Source organism: Stenotrophomonas sp. RIT-551 (assembly GCF_026241915.1).
In the GTDB taxonomy this organism is placed as follows: domain Bacteria; phylum Pseudomonadota; class Gammaproteobacteria; order Xanthomonadales; family Xanthomonadaceae; genus Stenotrophomonas; species Stenotrophomonas bentonitica_A.
In genome coordinates this window covers 21,256-39,558 of record NZ_JAPJIU010000003.1, presented here as the reverse complement: position 1 = coordinate 39,558, position 18,303 = coordinate 21,256, and the positions used below count along the sequence as shown (strand labels likewise).

Sequence of the window (18,303 nt, the reverse complement as noted above, 5' to 3'; positions counted from 1 at the left end):
TCTCTTTTCCCTGTTACTGATCTGGAATCCCTCTCATGAAAGCTCCGGTTTTCCGTGATGGCGACGTCGATGCCGACGTCGTGATCGTCGGCTCGGGCGTCGTCGGTGCATTGATCGCCCACCAGCTGGTGCGCGCCGGCAAATCGGTCCTGGTCCTCGAGGCCGGGCCCCGCTTGAACCGCTCCGATGTGGTCGAGAACTGGCGCAACGTCAGTTTCGAGCGCCGTATCGGGAGCGACTTCCAGGGGCCATTCCCGCAATCGAAATTCGCGACGGCGCCGCTGTATTTCCCCGCCAACGACTACGTCGGGCTGACCGGGCCCGATGCCAGCAGCTTCCATCAGGGCTTCATCAAGGCCGTCGGCGGCACCACCTGGCACTGGGCGGCGTCGTGCTGGCGCCATCTCCCGGTCGACTTCAAGATGCAATCGGCCTATGGCGTCGGTCGCGATTGGCCGATCAGTTACGAGGACATCGAGCCGTACTACTGCCGTGCCGAGGAGGCCATGGGCGTGTCCGGGCCGAACGACCCGGCGCAGCAGAGCCCCTCGGAGCGCTCGAAGCCCTACCTGGCCGACATGATTCCCTGGGGCAACGGCGACAAGGTGTTCGCCGAGGTGGTCAATCCGCACGGCTACAACCTGGTGCCGATTCCGCAGGGGCGCATGATCAAGCCGTGGAATGACCGGCCTGCCTGCTGCGGCAACAACAACTGCCAGCCGATCTGCCCGATCGGGGCGATGTACAACGGCGTGCACACCGTCCAGGCCGCCGAGGCGCTGGGCGCCAAGGTATTGGCCGAATCGGTGGCGTACAGGATCGATACCGACGACCAGAACCGGGTCACCGCGATCCACTGGTATGACAGCGACAAGGTGAGCCACAAGGCGACCGGCCGCAGTTTCGTGATCGCCTGCAACGCGCTGGAAACACCGCGCCTGTTGCTGCTGGCCGCCAACGAACAGAACCCCAACGGCATTGCCAATTCGTCCGACCAGGTCGGCCGCAACATGCTGGACCACTCCGGCTTCCACTGCTCCTTCATTGCCGACCGGCCGATCTGGCTGGGACGTGGTCCGGCGCAGTCCAGCTGCATGGTCGGGCCTCGCGACGGGGCGTTCCGCTCGGAGTACTCGGCGACCAAGATCATCCTCAACAACATCAGCCGCGTGGCGATCGCCACCGACCAGGCCTTGAAGATGGGGCTGGCCGGTGAGGCCCTGGATGCGGAAATCCGCCGCCGTTCGATCTACGGGGTGGACCTGTCGATCAGCCTGGAGCCGCTGCCGGATCCGAGCAACCGCCTGACGCTCTCCAAAACCCGCGTCGATGGTCATGGCCTGGCCTGCCCGGACATCCATTACTCGCTGGGCGATTACGCGCGCAAGGGCTACGACAAGTCCTGCGAGCAGCTGCGGCACATCGGCAAGCTCTTCAATGCCGAAGAGTTCGTCATCACCACGGCGCTCAACGCCAACAACCACATCATGGGCTCGACCATCATGGGTGCCGACCCCCGGGATTCCGTGGTCGACGGCGACTGCCGCGCGCATGACCACCCGAACCTGTGGCTGCCGGGTGGCAGCGCGATGGTCTCGGCCAGCGTCGTCAACAGCACCCTGACCATGGCTGCGCTGGCGCTGCGCGCGGCCGATGCGATCGAGCGTGCCGCATGAAGACCTTACTCCTCATCGCGTTCGGCCTGCTGGCCGGTGGCAGCCAGGTTGCACGCGCCGACGAGACGGTCGAGCGCGGTCGCTACCTGTCCGTGGCCGCCGATTGTGTGGCCTGCCATACCAGCCCGAAGCAGGGCAAGCCGTACGCGGGCGGTTATGCGATCGCCTCGCCATTGGGCGAGATCTGGGCCAGCAATATCACCCCGTCCAAGAGCCATGGCATCGGCAACTACACGGAAGGCGATTTCGCCAAGGCGGTGCGCGAGGGCGTGCGCAAGGACGGCGCGCATCTGTATCCGGCGATGCCCTACACCTCGTACGCGAAACTGACCGACGAGGACATCCACGCGCTGTACGTCTATTTCATGCAGGCCGTCGCGCCGGTCGATGAAGAGGCGCAGACCACCGAGCTGCCGTTCCCCTTCAGCGTCCGCTCGTCCATGGCGGTGTGGAATCTGCTGTTCCTGGACAACACGCCCTTCAAACCTGATCCGGCGCAGAGCGCGCAGTGGAATCGCGGCGCCTATCTGGTGGAAGGGCTGGCGCACTGCTCCAGCTGCCACAGCCCGCGCGGGTTGATGATGCAGGAGGTGGGTGGCAAAGCCTTCGCCGGCGGTTCGTTGGGTGACTGGTATGCCCCCAACATCACCTCCCATCCGATCAGCGGCATCGGCGGCTGGAGCGATGACGAACTGGCCCGATACCTCAAGACCGGCCGGGTGGAGGGCAAGGGACAGGCCGGCGGCGGCATGGCCGAGGCGGTGACCAACAGCCTCTCCAAGCTGCGCGATGAAGACATCAGCGCCATCGTGACCTACCTGCGGACCGTGCCTGCGGTGGCCGACAAGGACGCCACCCGTGCCGCCTTCGCCTGGGGCGATGCCGCCAAGGCGCCCGGTGAGCAGCCGGTGCGCGGCACGGACGCGCCGATCACCTCCGGTGCGGTGCTGTATTCCGGCCTGTGCGCCAGCTGCCACGGGCCACAGGGCGAGGGCAGCAAGGACGGTTATTACCCGTCGCTGGTGCACAACAGCACCGTCGGCATGACCCGGCCCCAGAACCTGGTGGCCACCATCATCGGCGGCATCGACCGCGAGGTGGATGGCCAGCATGTGGTGATGCCGCATTTCTCCGAGGGCTCTTACGTCCAGGCGTTGAGCGATGCCGATATCGCCGCCGTTGCGACGTATGTACGGACCAACTTCGGCCCCGGTGATCAGGTGACGGAAGCGCAGGTCGCGCTGATCCGCGACGGCGGTGAGAAGCCCTTGCTGGCGAAGATCGCACGCCTGTGGCTGCCGCTGCTCATCCTCGGGCTTGCGGCGTTCGTGGTGGTGATCGCGATGGTGCGACGCGCCTGGAAGAAACGCAGGCTGCGGAGGGCCTCAGCATGAAATACACCCCCTGTCTGATCACCCTTGGTCTGTTGGCGGCCGCGACCAGCATGCCGGCCTGGGCGGCCGACGCCGAGGCGCCCAAGCCGAAACCGGTGGATACCATCGCCCAGACGCCGCTGAGCGCGGCGTGGGCGGCCCGGATATGGCTGCAGGACCGCGGTGTGACCCCGAGCGCCCGGATCGTGGTCGCCACCGGCGTCAACAGCGACGGTTACAAGGGCACTGGCTGGTCCACCGCCGAGCACGTCGACATCGGCGCGATGATCGACACCGGCAAGGCCTTCGGTGTTGACGGCACGATGCGCGTGGTCTTTTCCGACCGCTTCGGCAACGCGGTCAACGACCGCTCCACCGGCTCCTACGTGCAGAACCAGGCCTTCTACGGGCAGGGCCAGAACCTGCGTTTCAATGAACTCTCCTACGAGCGCTGGCTGCTGGACAAGCGCTTGAGCCTGAAGGGCGGCTTCTACTCGATGGGCAACGACTTCGGTGGTCTGCCCTATACCTGCAATTTCAACAACAACGGCCAGTGCGGCCACCCGCTGGGGCCGATCTATAGTTCCGGCTGGCTCGACAACCCGACCGGCCAGTGGGGCCTTCGGGTGAAATGGGCCGACCCTTCCGGCTGGTACGCGCAGACCGGCATCTATGACGTCGTGCCGATGCGCAAGCAGGCCGGCAGCGGCTTCCGGGTGTCCGACCGTGGCAAGACCGGTCTGTTCCTGCCTGTCGAAGTGGGCTACAGCCACGGCAACACCGGCGCGCATTACGGCGGCACCTACAAGGTGGGCTACTACCTGGACACCTCCAACGCCGACGATATCGGCAATCCGGCGGCGCCACGTGCCTCCCATCGCAGCGGCTCCTACATCCAGCTGGCGCAGCGCGTGCTCAAACCCGAAGGCGACACGGTGCGCGGGGTGTCGGTGTTCGGCGTGGCCACGCGCGCGGATGCAAAGACCGGCCTGATGCGTTACTCGTGGGAGGCCGGCCTGAGTTGGCGCGGTGTCGTGGCCTCGCGCGAAGACGACGTGCTCAGTCTCGCCTGGACCCGGCTGGACATCTCCGACCGCCTCGCCCAGTACCAGCGCATTACCGGCAAGGACGTGCAGAGCAACGAACAGTTCGTCGAGCTGAACTACGGCGTGCAGGTCACCACGTGGCTGATCCTGCGGCCCGCGGTGCAGTACGTCGCGCGGCCGGGTGCGTATGACAGCCGCCCGGACAGCTGGGTGTTCACGCTGCAGGCGCAGGCGACGCTGTGAGGGGGGGGCACAGGGCGCCCGTAATGCAGGCGCTCTGTCCCGGGACCATGCGACCGCGCGGTCGGTGCGGTCGCGACGCTGCGTCGTCGCTGGGGCTCTAGGCCTGCTGTGCGTTGCCCGTTTTCCCCGGTCCTGTGGCCAGCGCTTCTGCCACCCGTTGCTGCAACACGCGGATGTCAAAGGGCTTGGACACGAACGGCACCCGTTGATGGGCGCGTGGCACTATCTGGTGATAGACCGCGGAGGCGAACAGGAAGGGGGTGCCGGTGGCGGCCAGTCGGTCGGCCACGGGGAAGACCGATCCGTCGCGAAGCTCCACGTCGAGGATGGCCGCATCGAATCGTTGGCCGGTGAGGGCGCTGAGCGCATCCGTCACGGAATCAGCGGTGACCGCCGTATGACCTGCCTCCTGCAGCACTTCGATGAACAACCGGGAGAGCTCGGCTTCGTCTTCAACAACCAGTACGGTACGGCCTGTAGGTACAACAGTGGAACGGTTCATGGGGGTGGGACAAAAGAAGAGGCCTCCATGGTGTGCCTGCACGCGTCAAGGACGAGGGAAGGGCCGTTGCCTGTCCGTTGACACGCGCCGGCCGGCAGCCGCCGCCGCGGCCGCCGGAGGCGTAAAATGGCCAGCCGCTGACGCTGACGAGTGCCCTCCCCATGCCCTATGCGACCCGTGACGCGATCCAGCGGCTGCGCGAGCAGATTCCTTCGTTCCGCTGCGTGGTGGGGTGCCACGACTGCTGTGGGCCGGTCACCGCCTCCAGCGAGGAAGTGGCCCGCCTGCCGCTCAAGAGCGATGCCGAGCATGCCGCCGCCCTGGAAGCGCTGAGTTGCCCGTACCTGGGCGCCAATGGCTGCGAGGTCTACGAAGAGCGGCCGTTGATCTGCCGCATGTTCGGGACCACGCCTACGCTGCGCTGCCCGAACGGCCAGCGACCGGTCTACATGCTGGATGAAAGCGTGGAAGCCGAGATCCACCAGTTTCTGCGCAGCACCCGCCAGGTCCTCATCTGACGGGCACTGTGGCTGTGCGGGACGCCATGCCCTCAGCTCGACCTGCGGGCGCGGGCGCCCAGACGCCAGACGGCGAGGCCGCCGTACAGCGCCAGCAGCGCCGCCAGCGTCCATATTTCGTGGCTGACTTCGCTGAGGCTGGCATCCATCTGGTTCAAGCGCACCATCAGGTTGATGCCGGGCGTGGTGGGCAGCAGGTGCGCCAGCGCGACCAGTGCCGGCGGTGAGGTGACCGCTGGCCAGGACAGGTTGGCCAGGAAAAACAACGGGATCGAGCAGGCGATGACGACCTGGAACGCACGCTCGCGGGTGGCGAAAAAGCTGCCCACGAACAGGCCGAACGCCACCGTGGCCGCAATGAACAGGGTGCCGCCCAGCAGCTGCCCGAGCGGATTGCCACCGCGCGGATAGTCCTGCACCCACGCGGTGAACCCGGCGTAGTAGAGCAGGCCGAGCAGGCCGATCGCACCGAAGCCGACGGCCATCCCGGCCAGCGTCGGCAGGTCGAAACGCAGCCGCCGGCCCAGCGCCAGCCGCCGCGCGCCGAGCAGCACGCCGATGCCCATGAGCAGCGTCTGGTGCACGATCAGTTCGGCCACGCCTGGGACGATCGCGCTGCCGTAGCCCTCCTGGGTGTTGAACAGCGGGCGTTGCACCAGGGTGATCGGCGGTGCTTGCGGCGCGCCCATGAAGGCCGCCTGGGACACCGCCGCTTCCCGGGCGAACGCGGTCAGGGCATCGGCCACGCCGCCAAGCACCCAGCTGGCGCGGCCCAGGTAGGCGCCGTTGCCCATCAGCACCAGATACCCGTTGCCCCCACGCAGGATGTCGCGCTCGAGGTTGGCGGGGATCAGCAGGATGCCTTCGGCCCGGCCGGCTTCCATTTCATCCCGGGCCTGGTCGACGCTGGCCGGCTGGTCGACGATGCGCACCGTGCGCAGCGCATCCACGCGACGCAGCAGTTCCCGGCTGGTCGCGCTCTGGTCGTGGTCGACCACCACGATGGGCAGGTTGGTCGCCACCTGGTGGCGGTAGGCGGCCGGGTAGAAGAACGAGTACAGCACCACCGCGCCCACCATCAGCACGACTGCGTAGCGGTCGGTGAGGACCGTGCGCAGGGTCAGGCGCAGGCTGCTGCCGAAGCGGCTCATGCGCTGGCTCCGGAGGCCGCGGCGGGCGTACCCGGATCGGCAGCCCTCGCGGCGGCGATCAAGCGCCACCCCCCGATGCCGCCCGCCACCAGCACCATCAGCAGCAGGGTACCCAGCGGCCACAGGGAAACACTCCACGGGGCGCCGACGAACTGCTGCTGGGTCTGTAGTTTGACGTAGGCGGTCAGGGGCAGCAGCGCGTTCCAGATACGGGTGAACAATGGCGCATCCACCACCGGGAACGTCGCCCCGGAAAATGCCAAGGCAGTCCCGATGCTCAGGCCGATCGCGGAGAGCGCGCTGCCCATGTCGCGGGTGAGCCCCACGAACAGCAGCGCCACCGCCGCGCAGGCCAGATAGAACAGCGGCTGGCCCAGCATCAGCAACAACGTGCTGCCGGCGATGCCGTCGCCACGGACCCGCGCGAGGTAGAGCACACCGAGCGCCCCATACGCCGAAAACAGCACGACATAGGGCGCGATCTTGCCGACGATGGCCGACCACGGGGCGTCGCCGAGCCACGCGCGCAGGTGCCCGTCGCGCACTTCGCGGCCCAGGCTGGCCGCAACCGCCAACGCCAACCCCAGCGACAGGACAGCCGGGAACAGCAGCGGCAGCAGGAACAGCTCATAGCTGCGTGCCGGGTTGTGCAGGATGTCCGACTGCACCGCGATCGGCGGCGCGCGCAGCTTGGCCGGGCCCACCTGCTTGGCGATGCGCCCGCCCAGCAGGCGCGCATTCCAGGCGCTGACGGCTTCAACGACGTCGCGCACGGCGGACTGGCCAGTGGTGAGGTAGGTGGCGTTGTAGTACGCGAACACCGTGCCCTGTTCGCCACGCAGGGCGTTGCGGGTCGCATCGCGCGGCACCAGTACGACGGCGAACACGTCCAGCCGCCGCAGCTGCGACTGCGCATCGGCCAGACTGATCGGCTGGCTGGCCACGCGCACCCCGGGGCTTGCATCGAGCATCCGGGCCAGCTGCCGGCTCTCGGCGCTGCGGTCCAGATCGACGACGGCGATCGGGATATCGCGCATCACCGAGGCCGCGAACAGCCAGGCCATCACGGCCAGCATCAGGGCTGGAAGCAGGGTGACCAGCAGCAGATCGGCACGATCCTGACGCAGGTGCTGCAGCTCGCGCTGCAGCGAGGCGGTGATGCCCGCCCACGCCCGGCGGTTCATCCCTGCGGCCACGCGAACAGCACGCTCATCCCCGGCCGGAAACCTTCGATGGGGGCGACCGGGCGCAGCCGAATCTCGAAGCTGCGCACGTCATAGCCGGACGACTGCCGGGTGGCGCGCCAGGTGGCGTAGTCGCCCGCCGGATTGATGAAATACACCTCGAAGTCGGCGTTGCGGTCCAGCGCGGGAACGCTGCCGTGCAGGCGGCTGCCCACCTTCAGGCCGCGCATCTGCGACTCGCGCAGGTTCACCGAAACCCACATGTGGTCGATGTCGACCAGGGTGAAGACCGGGTAGCCGGCCGGCACCAGCTCGCCGATATCGGACATGCGCTTGTTGATCTCGCCGGCCACCGGCGCGCGGCCGTTGACCTCATCGCGGGCAGCGTTGACCTCGGCCACCGCGCCCTGCGCCTGGCGGACCTGGCCCTGCGCGGCGCGCTTGTCCTGGTCACGGGCGCCGGCCAGCGCCTGGTCGTACTGCGCCCGTGCGGCATTGGAGAGCTCGCGCGAACTGCGCGCCTGCGCCAACGCTTCATCGCGCTTCTGCCGGGTCATGACCCCTTCGTTGAACAGGTTCTGCACGCGCTGATAGGTCGCCTCGGCCAGGGTGGCACCGGCTTCGGCACGCTTCCAGTTGGCCTGCGCAGCGCGGATATCCTCGCTGCGTGCACCTTCGTCGGCCTTGTCGGCCACGGCACGCGCCGCTTCCAGTGCACCATGCGCCTGCTCTTCCTTGGCCGCCACTTCCGGACTGTCGAGCACGAACAGCACCTGGCCGGCCTTGACCCGGTCGCCTTCGCGCACCTTCAGCTCGGCAAGACGCGCGGTGATCTTCGCGGCTACGTTGATGGTGTCGGCGTCGGCCATGCCCTGTAGCTGCTCGGCCGGGGTGCGCCAGGCCAGCCAGAGGCCGACCACCACGACGACCACCAGGGCCAGGCCGATGAGGATGCCCGCCTTGCGCTTCTTCGGCGGCGGCGCGTCGGCCGCGGCCTGCAATGTGTCATTCATGCGCGATCACCTCGTCGCCCCGGCGGCGGAATTCTTCGTATCGGTCCATCTGTCCACTGATCTCCAGCAGCTGTGCCAGCGCTATGTCGTATTGATAGGCGGCCTGCGCGCGTTCCACCTGCGCGCCCCCCAACCCCAGCCGTGCATCGATCACGTCCAGCGAGGTCGCCTGGCCTTCGCGGAACGCCAGCTCCTGAAGGCGCAGGTTCTCACGGTTCTGTTCGATGCTGCTGTCCAGCAACAGGAACTGCTGGCGGGCGGTGTCCAGTTCGTACCAGGCCTTGCGAACGCCCAGCGTCACCTGGTTCTCGGCCTCGCGAAGGCCGGCTTCAGCCTGCTCCTGCTGCGCGCGGGCGGCGCTGATCTGGGCCGGGCGCGAGCTGGGCGAGAGGAAGGTGTACTTCAGGCCGATGCCGAACGCCCAGTCCGGATCGGTCAGCATCTCGTCGCGACGGCGGAAATCGTACTGGCCGAACAGGAACACGGTGGGTTTGAGCTTGGCCTGCTGCACGCGCACGCCTTGTTCGGCCTGCGCCACCAGGGCGCGCAGCCGGGCGATCTGCGGCTGCCGGGCCTGGGCCTCGCGTTCGAAAGTGGGCAGTGCACCGATCGGCGCGCGATGCACGAACAGCGGCGACACCGGGCGGACCTCGCCGCCACTGCGGAGCAGGGTGGCCAGCGCTGCCTTCAGGGTCTGCAGATCGTTGAGCGACTTCTGGTAATCGCGCTCGGCCTTGTCGCGGGCCACGTTGGCCTGCAGGCGCTGGGCGCGGGTGGCAAAGCCCTCGCGCTCAAGCTTCAAGGCGTCGTCGAGGTGGCGCTGCAGACCATCGCGGACATCCCGCCGCACATCGACGGCCTGCTCGGCAAGGCGCTGACCAAAATAGGCCTGGGCCAGCTGCACGCTCAGCGATTGCCGCTGCGACTCGCGCTCGGCACTGGCCTGGTCGGTCGCGCCGGCCGCCGCCTGCTGCGCCGCCGGGATCAGCCCGCCGGTATACAGCGGCAGCACCGCGGTCACCACCGGGCGGGTACGCCAGTCGCGCTCGGTGAACTGCAGCGGCGAATCGATACCGAAGGCTTCGGCAACCGGGGCCAGCGAACCCAAGGGAAGGGTGAGGGTCTTCTGGAACTGCAGGCGGCGCACTTCACCGGTGATTTCCGGCAACCGCAACAGGCGGGTGGCATCCTGCAGGTCCTGTTTGTTGCGCACCGACGCATCGGCGGCGGCCAGCGCATCGGAGACCTGCTCCAGCCGCTGCTGGGACTGCTGCCAGTCCAGCGCGGGGATAGCGGCGGCGCCCGGGGCGGGCTGGGCGATGGCCTGAGCACTGAAAAACAGCAGGGAGAGACTGGAAAGTCCTTTTAACGCGCGCGTTGGCGGCCAATGCCGGCTCACGAGGGGGCAGCTCCGTGGGGTGTGACGGCAAGAGGGTAGTGTGCGTCGCGTGAAGTGCGGGTCTTCACAACGGTGACCGTGGGAACCCGGACAGTGGCGCACTGCACATTGACAATTCTCCTATCAGGACGTTTATATCCCATTCGGGATGATTGTCTGCCGCATGGGGTGGTCCTCCCTTGAACGCCGCGCGAGCCGGAACCGCGGGGCGATACGCGCTTCAGTACGCCCTTCAAGAGAGCACGACATGACAGCAGTAAAGGGTTGGCGGCGGTTTTGGCGATGGGTGAAGTGGATCCTGCTGGGTCTGTTGGCGCTCGTGATTCTCCTCACCCTGGTGGGCCTCGTGTACGAGGCGCTGGCGCGCCGGAACGCGGCAGACGCGCACCCGCTGCGCGGCGAGATGGTCGACATCGGCGGGCGGCAGATGCATATCGAGTGCCGGGGCAGCGGCTCGCCGACGGTGATCTTCGAATCCGGCCTGGGCACGGGCGGCACGCTCGACTGGACCCGCGTGCACGACCGGATCGCCCGCTTTACCCGTGCCTGCGCCTACGACCGTGCCGGCATCATGCGCAGCGACGCAAAGGATTCCCCGCAGCGTGCATCGGCCGTGGCTGATGATCTGCATGCGTTGTTGAAGGGCGCCGGCATCACCGATCCGCTGGTGCTGGTCGGCCATTCGATCGGCGGCCCGTACACCCGGACCTATGTGGGTCGCTACGGCGATCAGGTCGCCGGGCTGGTGATGGTCGACCCCTCACATCCAGATCAGATCGCCCGCCTTGGCAGCGTGGTCAGCATCAACGTCCACCCGAAGAAGGTGTCGCTGTTGATGCATACCGCCACGGCACTGTCGCGGACCGGCCTGGTGCGCTTCCTGTTCTCGCGCGCCGATCATGGTCCCCGCCCCGAGGATGAGGCGGCGGAGATCACCGCCTTCTCCAGTGCCTCGGTCAAGGGCGCGACCGCTGAAGTGGATGGTTTCGACAGCACCATGGACGATGCCCGCGCGGTCACCTCGTTTGGCGATCGCCCGGTGATCGTGCTGACCGCGCTGAAGCCGTTCAAGCCCGAGGAGCTGGAAAAGATGGGCCTGACCGCGGAGGAGGGCGCCCGGTTCAAGCAGGAATGGCGCACCTTGCATGCCGAGCAGGCCGCCATGTCCAGCCGCGGGCAGCAACAGATCGTGAGCGACGCCGGCCATTACATCCAGATCGATCAGCCGGATCGGGTGGTGGACGCGGTTCGTGAGGTCGTGGATGACGTGCGTGCAGACGCGCGTACCGACAAGGAGATGAAATGATGAAGCGCACTCTGCTCTGGGCCGGTGTGTCGATGCTGTTCGCCGCCCATGCGGCCGCCGCCGACTATGACCTGGTGATCCGTGGTGGCCGCGTACTGGACGGTGCCGGCAACCCCTGGGTCCGTGCCGATGTGGCGGTCAAGGACGGGCGGGTGGCACGGGTCGGCCAGGTGCCGGGGACCGGCACCCGCGAGATCGACGCGCGCGGGCGTTATGTGTCGCCGGGCTTCATCGACATGATGGACCAGTCCGGCGCGGCGCTGCTCAAGGATGGCGCCGCGGAGAACAAGCTCCGCATGGGCGTGACCACGCTGATCGGCGGCGAGGGCGGACCGCCGGTGCCTGCGGCGGGGATGCCGGGATACTTCAAGCAGCTGGAGACGCAGGGCATCGCGGTCAACTTCGGCACCTACTACTCCTCTACCCAGGCCCGCGTGCATGTCATGGGCGATGCCGCCGGTGCCCCGACCCGCAAGCAGCTGGATGCCATGGGCGAGCAGGTCAGGATCGCGATGGAGGCCGGTGCGTTCGGTATCTCCAGCGCGTTGATCTATGCGCCCAGCAGCTTCCAGAGCACCTCGGATCTCATTTCGCTGGCCAAGGTGGCCGCGCAATGCGATGGCTTCTACGCCACCCATATGCGTGACGAAAGCGAGGGCGTGGTCAAGGCGATCGAAGAAGCGATCGAGATCGGTGAAAAGGGCGGCGTGAAGGTGGAGATCTTCCACTTGAAGGCGGCCTATGCACCGGAGTGGGGCAAGCTGATGCCGCAGGCGCTGGCCACGATCAATGCGGCGCGCGACCGCGGTGTCGATGTCGCCGCGGATCTGTACCCATATACCGCCGGCGGCACCGGGCTGGAGATCATCGCGCCGAGCTGGGTCTGGGCCGATGGGCTCGAGAAGGGCATCGAGCGCGTGCGCGATCCGAAGGTACGCGAACGCATGAAGAAGGAAGTCGCCGCTGGATCGATGCCCGGCTGGTCGAACCTGGTGCACGCCTCGGGCGGTTTCCAGAACGTGCGCCTGGCCAACAGCTTCAGCGACAAGTACCGGCGCTTCCACGGCAGGACGCTGGCCGAGATCGGTGCCGAACTGAATCTGGACCCGGCCGATGCGGCCTGGGATATCGCGCTCGAAGGGCTGCCCAACCGAGCGGTCGCGCTGTATTTCATGATCAGCGAGCAGGATGTGCAGCTCGCCCTGCGCCAGCCCTGGGTCAGCATCGGCAGTGATGCCGCGGCGGCGGTGAACTACGGCAGCGAAGGCGCCATCGGCCTGCCGCACCCGCGTGCCTACGGCACCTTCCCGCGGATCATCGCCGAGTATGTGAAGCGGAACCAGGTGCTGACGCTGGAGGATGCCGTCCGCAAAATGACCGGCTGGCCCGCGCAGCGGATGGGCTTGAGCGACCGCGGGCTGATCCGTGAGGGCATGCGCGCGGACATCGTGCTGTTCGATCTGGACACGCTGGACGATGTGGCGAGCTGGGATGCACCGGCCGGCGCGCCGACCGGCATCGAGACCGTCATCGTCAACGGCGTGGTGAGTTTCGAGGGTGGCAGGCACACCGGCGCCCGGGCGGGCTCGGCGCTGCGCCACGCCTGCCACACGCGCTGATCCACGTGCGCGCCACACCAACTTCAGGACCCACCTCATGATTCGATACTCCTCCCGCTGCAGCGTTCTGGCCCTGGCGCTCGCCGCCTCCGCGCCGGTGCTGGCGGCCGCACCGCCGATCACCAGCGCGGACGATCTGGGTACCGCGGTCTCGGCGCAGCTTGCGTGCGCCGGCATTTTCGTGGCCAACCGCACCGAAGCCGACGTCCTGCGCGATGACGTGCATGCGCTGGCGCCTTTCACCAGAACGGTCGCGCTGTCGGTGGATCGCAAGGCCGGGACGGTCACCGCCTCCGCGCCCGGCACGCCGACCCGTACCGCGCTGTATCGCCCGGTGGTCGGCTGCACCCTGACCACCGGGGATGTTCCGTTGAAGGCCCTCAAGACGCAGGCGGGGCGACTCAAACCGCTTGCTGCCTTGTCGGCGCGCCCCTGGCCCCAGGGCGACACGCCCGTGCCTGCGCTGCAGGCGGCGGCTGAAGCGAAACTTGACCGGGCCGCACTCGATGCCGCGGTCAGCGCTGCCTTCGATGAGCAGAACGTCGGCGGCTATCCCGACACGCGGGCGATCGTGGTGGTGCAGGGCGGGGCGATCGTCGCCGAGCGCTATGCGCCCGGCTTCAACCAGGGCACGCGCATGCTGGGCTGGTCGGCGACCAAGAGCATCATGGGTACGCTGGTCGGCCTGTTGGTCGATGACGGCGTGCTCAAGCTGGACGAGCCGGCACCGGTGCCCGAGTGGAAGGGCGCCGGCGACCCGCGCGGCGCGATCACGTTGCGGCAGCTGCTGACGATGTCCAGCGGGCTCACCTTCGTGGAGAGTTACAAGCCGGGCAACGACTCGATCAAGATGTTGTTCGAGGCTGGCGACATGGGGGCGCTTGCCGCTGCGTTGCCGCTGGAGCACGCGCCGGGAACCTTCTGGAGCTATTCGTCCGGCACGACCAATATCCTGTCGCGGATCGTCTTCGAGGCGACCGGTGGGACGCTGGAAGGCATGACCCGGTTTGCACAGACGCGGCTGTTCGAGCCCGCAGGGATGCGCAGTGCACTGATCGAGCCGGATGAATCGGGTGTGCTGGTCGGCAGCTCGTACGGGTACGCGACGGCACGCGATTGGGCGCGGTACGGGCTGCTGCATCTCAACCACGGCGAGGCGGGCGGCAAGCGGCTGCTGTCGCAGCAATGGCTCGACTTCGCGGTGACACCGACCCCGGCCTCACCGCGGCCCTCGTACGGCGCGCAGCTGTGGTTGAACCGGGCCGAAGCCGGCGGAGAAGGACGCAAGGTGCTGCAGGATGTCGCGCCCGATGCCTTCATGGCGATGGGCCATAACCACCAGATCGTGGCCGTGATTCCCTCGCAGAATGCGGTGATCGTGCGCCTGGGTTGGACGCCCGAAGGCCAGAAGTTCGACTGGAACAAGTACCTCTCGCAGATCGCGGCCGCGCTTGCGCCCGCCGCCACCGCCGCTACCGCCGCTACCGCCGGTCCCGCCGCCCAGTAACCAGAAGAGTAGGGCAAGAGGAGGGCGCCGAACCCGGCACCCGTTGACAGTTCTCTTATGAGAGAACTAATGTCTCAATGTGAGAATTACTCACCATGAGGCAGGGAAACCAGATGTGCTTGATCCAGCTGTTGGGAATGCCCGCGTTGACGCGTGACCGCGCCGCAACCGGGGCGGACGTCTGATGCCCCGCCTGAAACTCGGTATCGCCGTCGACGCCCTGCGCCTTGCGGCACCCTTCCGCATCTCCAGCCACGTGTTCGACAGTCGCCTGGCCGTCCTCGTCACCCTGGATGACGGCACGCACATCGGGCGTGGCGAGGCGACCGGGGTGTACTACCTGGGCGAAGACGTGGAGACCATGCGCATCCAGCTGGAAGCGGCGCGCGATGCGATCCAGGCGCATCCCACGCGCGAGGAACTGCGTGCGATCCTGCCGGCCGGCGGCGCGCGCAACGCGGTGGATGCCGCCCTGTGGGAACTGGAATCCAGGCAGACGCGAACGCCCGTGTGGGCGCTTGCAGGGCTGGAGGCACCGCGGCCACTGCCGACAACCTTCACGGTCGGCGCCGATGAGCCGGCCGCGATGGCGGCGGCCGCTGTGGCCTACCGTCAGGCGCGCTCGATCAAGGTGAAATTGACGGGCGATCTCGACCTGGACATCGCCCGCGTCGCGGCCATCCGCGCGGTACGGCCGGATGTGTGGCTGGGCGTCGACGCAAACCAGGGGTATCAGATCGGTGATCTCGACCGGCTGGCCACCGCCATGGTGGACGCCGGTGTGGCGCTGATCGAACAGCCGCTGGCCCGCGGGCGCGAGGCCGACCTCGATGGATTCGTCTCGCCCATTCCGCTGGCCGCGGACGAAAGCGCGCTCACCCTGGCCGACGTGGACGGCCTGAAGGGTCGCTTCAACGTCTTCAACATCAAGCTCGACAAGTGCGGCGGCCTCACCGAGGCGCTGCTCATCGCGCAAGCCGCGCGCGACGCGGATCTGGGCGTCATGGTCGGCTGCATGGTCTGCAGCAGCCTGGGCGCTGCGCCGGGCTTCGTGGTCGGGCAGTTGTGCGATCTCGTCGACCTGGATGGCCCCACCTTCCTCAAGCAGGACCGCACGCCTGGCGTCGTGTATCGCGACGGCACGATCTGGTGCGACGAGGCGGTCTGGGGCGCCGCACGCTGAGGCGCGGGGCGCGCCTGGCTCACGGTTTGATGTCAATGCTGCGTCGCAGGATTGACAGTTCTCTGAACAGGACTATTGTGTCCTATATGGGCTTGTAAGCAGCCATTCGTCCCCAGGAGCGTCATTGCCAGGCCGGCCCCCACCCCAGAACGCCGGGGTGCCCTGACTGCCGCATTCCGTGCCCATTGCCGTGGGCTCCCAGCTTCGCTACCGAGGTCTCATCACCATGAGTCACTGTTCGCTCCGAATGAACGCGTTGTCGCTGGCCTGCGCTGCAGGCATCCTGGCCCTGGGGTGCAGCGCCACGGCACTGGCACAGGTCGCCGCCGAGAATCCCGAGCGCGATGACGTGCATACGCTGGGCACGGTCACCGCCACTGCGCAGAAACGCGTGGAAGTGGTGACCGACATCCCGATGTCGATCAGTGTCATCAGTGAAGAGCAGCTCGATCGCCTGCAGGTCAACAACATGAATGATCTGGCAGGCCTGGTCCCCGGCCTGCAGATCACCAGCCTCGGCGCGCCGGGCCGCTCTACGATCTCGATCCGCGGCATCACCCCGATGGGCAACACCGCCTCGACCTCGATCTACGTGGACGATGTGCCACTGACCGCCAATGGCTCGCTGTCCGGCGCCACCTCGGGCATGTTCGACCTGCTTCCCTACGATGTGCAGAACGTGGAAGTGCTGCGCGGTCCGCAGGGCACGCTGTACGGTGCCAGCGCGCTGGGTGGCGTGGTCAAGTACGTCACCAAGCGGCCGGACCTGGAGTACTTCGCGGGCCGCGCCGGGGCGACGATGCGCGTCGTCGACGATGGTGGACGGGTGGGTCATTCCGAACGCGCTGCGGTCAACGTGCCGCTGGTGAAGGGTCAGCTGGCCCTGCGCGCCAGCTATGCCGAGCAGACCAGCCCGGGCTGGATCGACAACAGTGTCCTGCATCGCCGCGACACCAACGACGTGTACCAGAACGCCGGCCGCCTCTCGCTGCTGTGGAAAGCCTCGGACACGGTGGACGTGCTGCTCACCGCGATGCGCCAGGAAAACAAGGGCGACAATTTCGCGACGGTCGCACTGGACCCGGTCACGTTCAAGCCGAAGCTGCCGGGCTACTCGAACGAGTACCTGTTCCTGCAGCCGAGCACGATCAAGTACGACGTCTATGGGCTGACAGTGGACTGGGACGTGGGCTGGGCCGACTTCACCTCGGCCAGCAGCTGGATGAAATCCAACTCCTGGCGCCTGCAGGACCAATCGGTCGAGTACATTCCGCTGCTCGGCCAGAAACCCGGCGTGGGCCCGGTCATGGCATACGCCGGCCTGGACACGGATATCGAGTTGAAGAAGTGGACCCAGGAGTTCCGCCTGACCTCCAAGGGCGACAGCCGCCTGCAATGGCAGCTCGGCGCGTTCTACACCGATGAAGACGCGGCCTACATCGAGCGCGGCAGCGCCTTGAGCCCGGCCTTCAACCCGGTGCTCGATCTGTTCACCGCCTCGGTGCTGACCACCTACAAAGAGAAGGCGCTGTTCGGCAACGCCACCTGGAAATTCACCGACCGCTTCGATCTGGCCCTGGGGGTGCGCCACGCGCGCAATGACCAGGAGTTCCGCCAGACCCTCGGCGGCCCGCTGGGCGGTGACGGGGTGCAGCGGATCACCGAATCCTCCGAGAGCGTGACCACCTGGAGCGCCAGCCCGCGCTTGTTCCTGGGCGAGGACACCATGGCCTACGTGCGCGTAGCCACCGGCTACCGCGCCGGCAGCCCGAACCCCATCCTGCCGGCCGCGCCGGAAGTCCCCGCGCAGGTCAAGTCGGACACGTTGATCAACTACGAAGCCGGTTTGAAGAGCCACTTCTGGGATCGTCGTGCGCTGGTGGAAGTGGCCGCCTTCCGCATCGACTGGGATGATATCCGCCTGAATCTGCTCACGGCCCAGGGCATCTCCTATGGCGTCAATGGCGGCGAAGCACGCAGCCAGGGCGTTGAGTTCACCGGCGCACTGATGCCCATCGATGGGTTGCGCCTGAGCAGCAGCCTGACCTACACCGATGCCAAGCTGACCGCGCCGATTCCGCCGGCGCGCCCGGGCGGGCCCAACCAGGCCGAATCCGGTGCCCAGCTGCCACAGGTGCCCGAGTGGGCCGGCAGCCTGCAGGCCGATTACCAGTTCCCGACGAGCGGCGAATGGGGCTGGAGCGTCGGCGGCGCGCTGCGCTACTACGGCGAGCGTGCGGCATCGGTGGCGTCGACACAGTCCTTTGACCTGCCCAGCTACACCACGGTGGACCTGACCGCCGAAGTCAGCAGCCAGAACACGACCGTGCGCTTCTTCGTCACCAATCTCACCAACAAGGACATCTACGTGGCGGCTGGCAGGACGATTCCTGCGGCCGGTGCGCAGCAGTACCGGCGCTGGAATGCGGTGATGATGCAGCCGCGCACGGTGGGTGTGTCGTTGGATTACAGCTTCTGATCGAGCGGGGCAGGGCGGTGCGGCACCCACGGGTGCCGTACTGGCCGATACGCGGCGCTGGAGCGGCTATGCTTGGACGGGTCAGATTCTCCCACCCGCAGGCC

Annotated in this window: 14 protein-coding genes; 9 read left to right on the top strand and 5 right to left on the bottom strand. The window is 67.3% G+C overall.

All coding sequences use genetic code 11. From position 1 onward, the window contains the following. Positions 1–35: 35 nt before the first annotated feature. From ORK51_RS04675 to ORK51_RS04665, 3 genes are read left to right on the top strand one after another with little or no spacing between them, the layout of a single operon-like run. Positions 36–1,676 carry a GMC family oxidoreductase gene (locus ORK51_RS04675; protein WP_019183692.1) on the top strand — a complete coding sequence of 547 codons (1,641 nt, stop codon included), beginning with the start codon at positions 36–38 and terminating at the stop codon, positions 1,674–1,676. Further along, positions 1,673–3,070: a c-type cytochrome gene (locus ORK51_RS04670; RefSeq protein WP_266084339.1), complete on the top strand. Its 1,398-nt coding sequence runs from the start codon at positions 1,673–1,675 to the stop codon at positions 3,068–3,070. The genes ORK51_RS04675 and ORK51_RS04670 overlap by 4 nt, the downstream gene beginning before the upstream one ends. Beyond that, positions 3,067–4,338, top strand: a complete 1,272-nt coding sequence (locus ORK51_RS04665) for a carbohydrate porin (protein ID WP_266084338.1) — start codon at positions 3,067–3,069, stop codon at positions 4,336–4,338. Before ORK51_RS04670 ends, ORK51_RS04665 begins: the two co-directional genes overlap by 4 nt. 97 nt (positions 4,339–4,435) lie before the next feature. Here ORK51_RS04665 and ORK51_RS04660 read toward each other — a convergent pair whose 3' ends face one another. After that, complete coding sequence (locus ORK51_RS04660; RefSeq protein WP_019183695.1) at positions 4,436–4,840, bottom strand: response regulator; 405 nt, start codon at positions 4,838–4,840, stop codon at positions 4,436–4,438. Between the two features lie 161 nt (positions 4,841–5,001). Here ORK51_RS04660 and ORK51_RS04655 point away from each other — a divergent pair, with 161 nt between their 5' ends. Further along, positions 5,002–5,358 carry a YkgJ family cysteine cluster protein gene (locus tag ORK51_RS04655; RefSeq protein ID WP_019183696.1) on the top strand — a complete coding sequence of 119 codons (357 nt, stop codon included), beginning with the start codon at positions 5,002–5,004 and terminating at the stop codon, positions 5,356–5,358. 32 nt (positions 5,359–5,390) lie between these two features. On the opposite strand, the gene ORK51_RS04650 is transcribed toward ORK51_RS04655, so the two are convergent. From ORK51_RS04650 to ORK51_RS04635, 4 genes are read right to left on the bottom strand one after another with little or no spacing between them, the layout of a single operon-like run. Beyond that, positions 5,391–6,509 carry an ABC transporter permease gene (locus ORK51_RS04650; protein WP_266084337.1) on the bottom strand — a complete coding sequence of 373 codons (1,119 nt, stop codon included), beginning with the start codon at positions 6,507–6,509 and terminating at the stop codon, positions 5,391–5,393. After that, positions 6,506–7,693, bottom strand: a complete 1,188-nt coding sequence (locus tag ORK51_RS04645; protein WP_266084336.1) for an ABC transporter permease — start codon at positions 7,691–7,693, stop codon at positions 6,506–6,508. Before ORK51_RS04645 ends, ORK51_RS04650 begins: the two co-directional genes overlap by 4 nt. Next, positions 7,690–8,706, bottom strand: a complete 1,017-nt coding sequence (locus ORK51_RS04640; RefSeq protein WP_266084335.1) for an HlyD family secretion protein — start codon at positions 8,704–8,706, stop codon at positions 7,690–7,692. Before ORK51_RS04640 ends, ORK51_RS04645 begins: the two co-directional genes overlap by 4 nt. Further along, positions 8,699–10,051, bottom strand: coding sequence for a TolC family protein (locus ORK51_RS04635; RefSeq protein WP_266084551.1), 1,353 nt, complete (start codon positions 10,049–10,051; stop codon positions 8,699–8,701). The genes ORK51_RS04640 and ORK51_RS04635 overlap by 8 nt, the downstream gene beginning before the upstream one ends. Before the next feature lie 217 nt (positions 10,052–10,268). Between ORK51_RS04635 and ORK51_RS04630 the strand changes: the two genes are divergently transcribed. The 5 genes from ORK51_RS04630 (at position 10,269) to ORK51_RS04610 (ending at position 18,199) form a co-directional block, all read left to right on the top strand. Beyond that, entirely contained in the window at positions 10,269–11,411 is a 1,143-nt protein-coding gene (locus ORK51_RS04630; protein ID WP_266084334.1) for an alpha/beta fold hydrolase, read from the top strand. Continuing rightward, complete coding sequence (locus ORK51_RS04625) at positions 11,411–13,030, top strand: N-acyl-D-amino-acid deacylase family protein (RefSeq protein ID WP_266084333.1); 1,620 nt, start codon at positions 11,411–11,413, stop codon at positions 13,028–13,030. Before ORK51_RS04630 ends, ORK51_RS04625 begins: the two co-directional genes overlap by 1 nt. A gap of 37 nt (positions 13,031–13,067) precedes the next feature. Then, the gene (locus tag ORK51_RS04620; RefSeq protein ID WP_266084332.1) at positions 13,068–14,537 is read left to right on the top strand and encodes a serine hydrolase domain-containing protein; all 1,470 of its coding nucleotides are present in this window, start codon (positions 13,068–13,070) and stop codon (positions 14,535–14,537) included. 184 nt (positions 14,538–14,721) lie between these two features. Continuing rightward, complete coding sequence (locus ORK51_RS04615) at positions 14,722–15,720, top strand: dipeptide epimerase (protein ID WP_266084331.1); 999 nt, start codon at positions 14,722–14,724, stop codon at positions 15,718–15,720. A gap of 247 nt (positions 15,721–15,967) precedes the next feature. Beyond that, positions 15,968–18,199 (top strand): TonB-dependent receptor, encoded by a 2,232-nt coding sequence (locus ORK51_RS04610; protein ID WP_266084330.1) that lies wholly within the window; start codon positions 15,968–15,970, stop codon positions 18,197–18,199. The last annotated feature ends 104 nt before the right edge of the window (positions 18,200–18,303 follow it).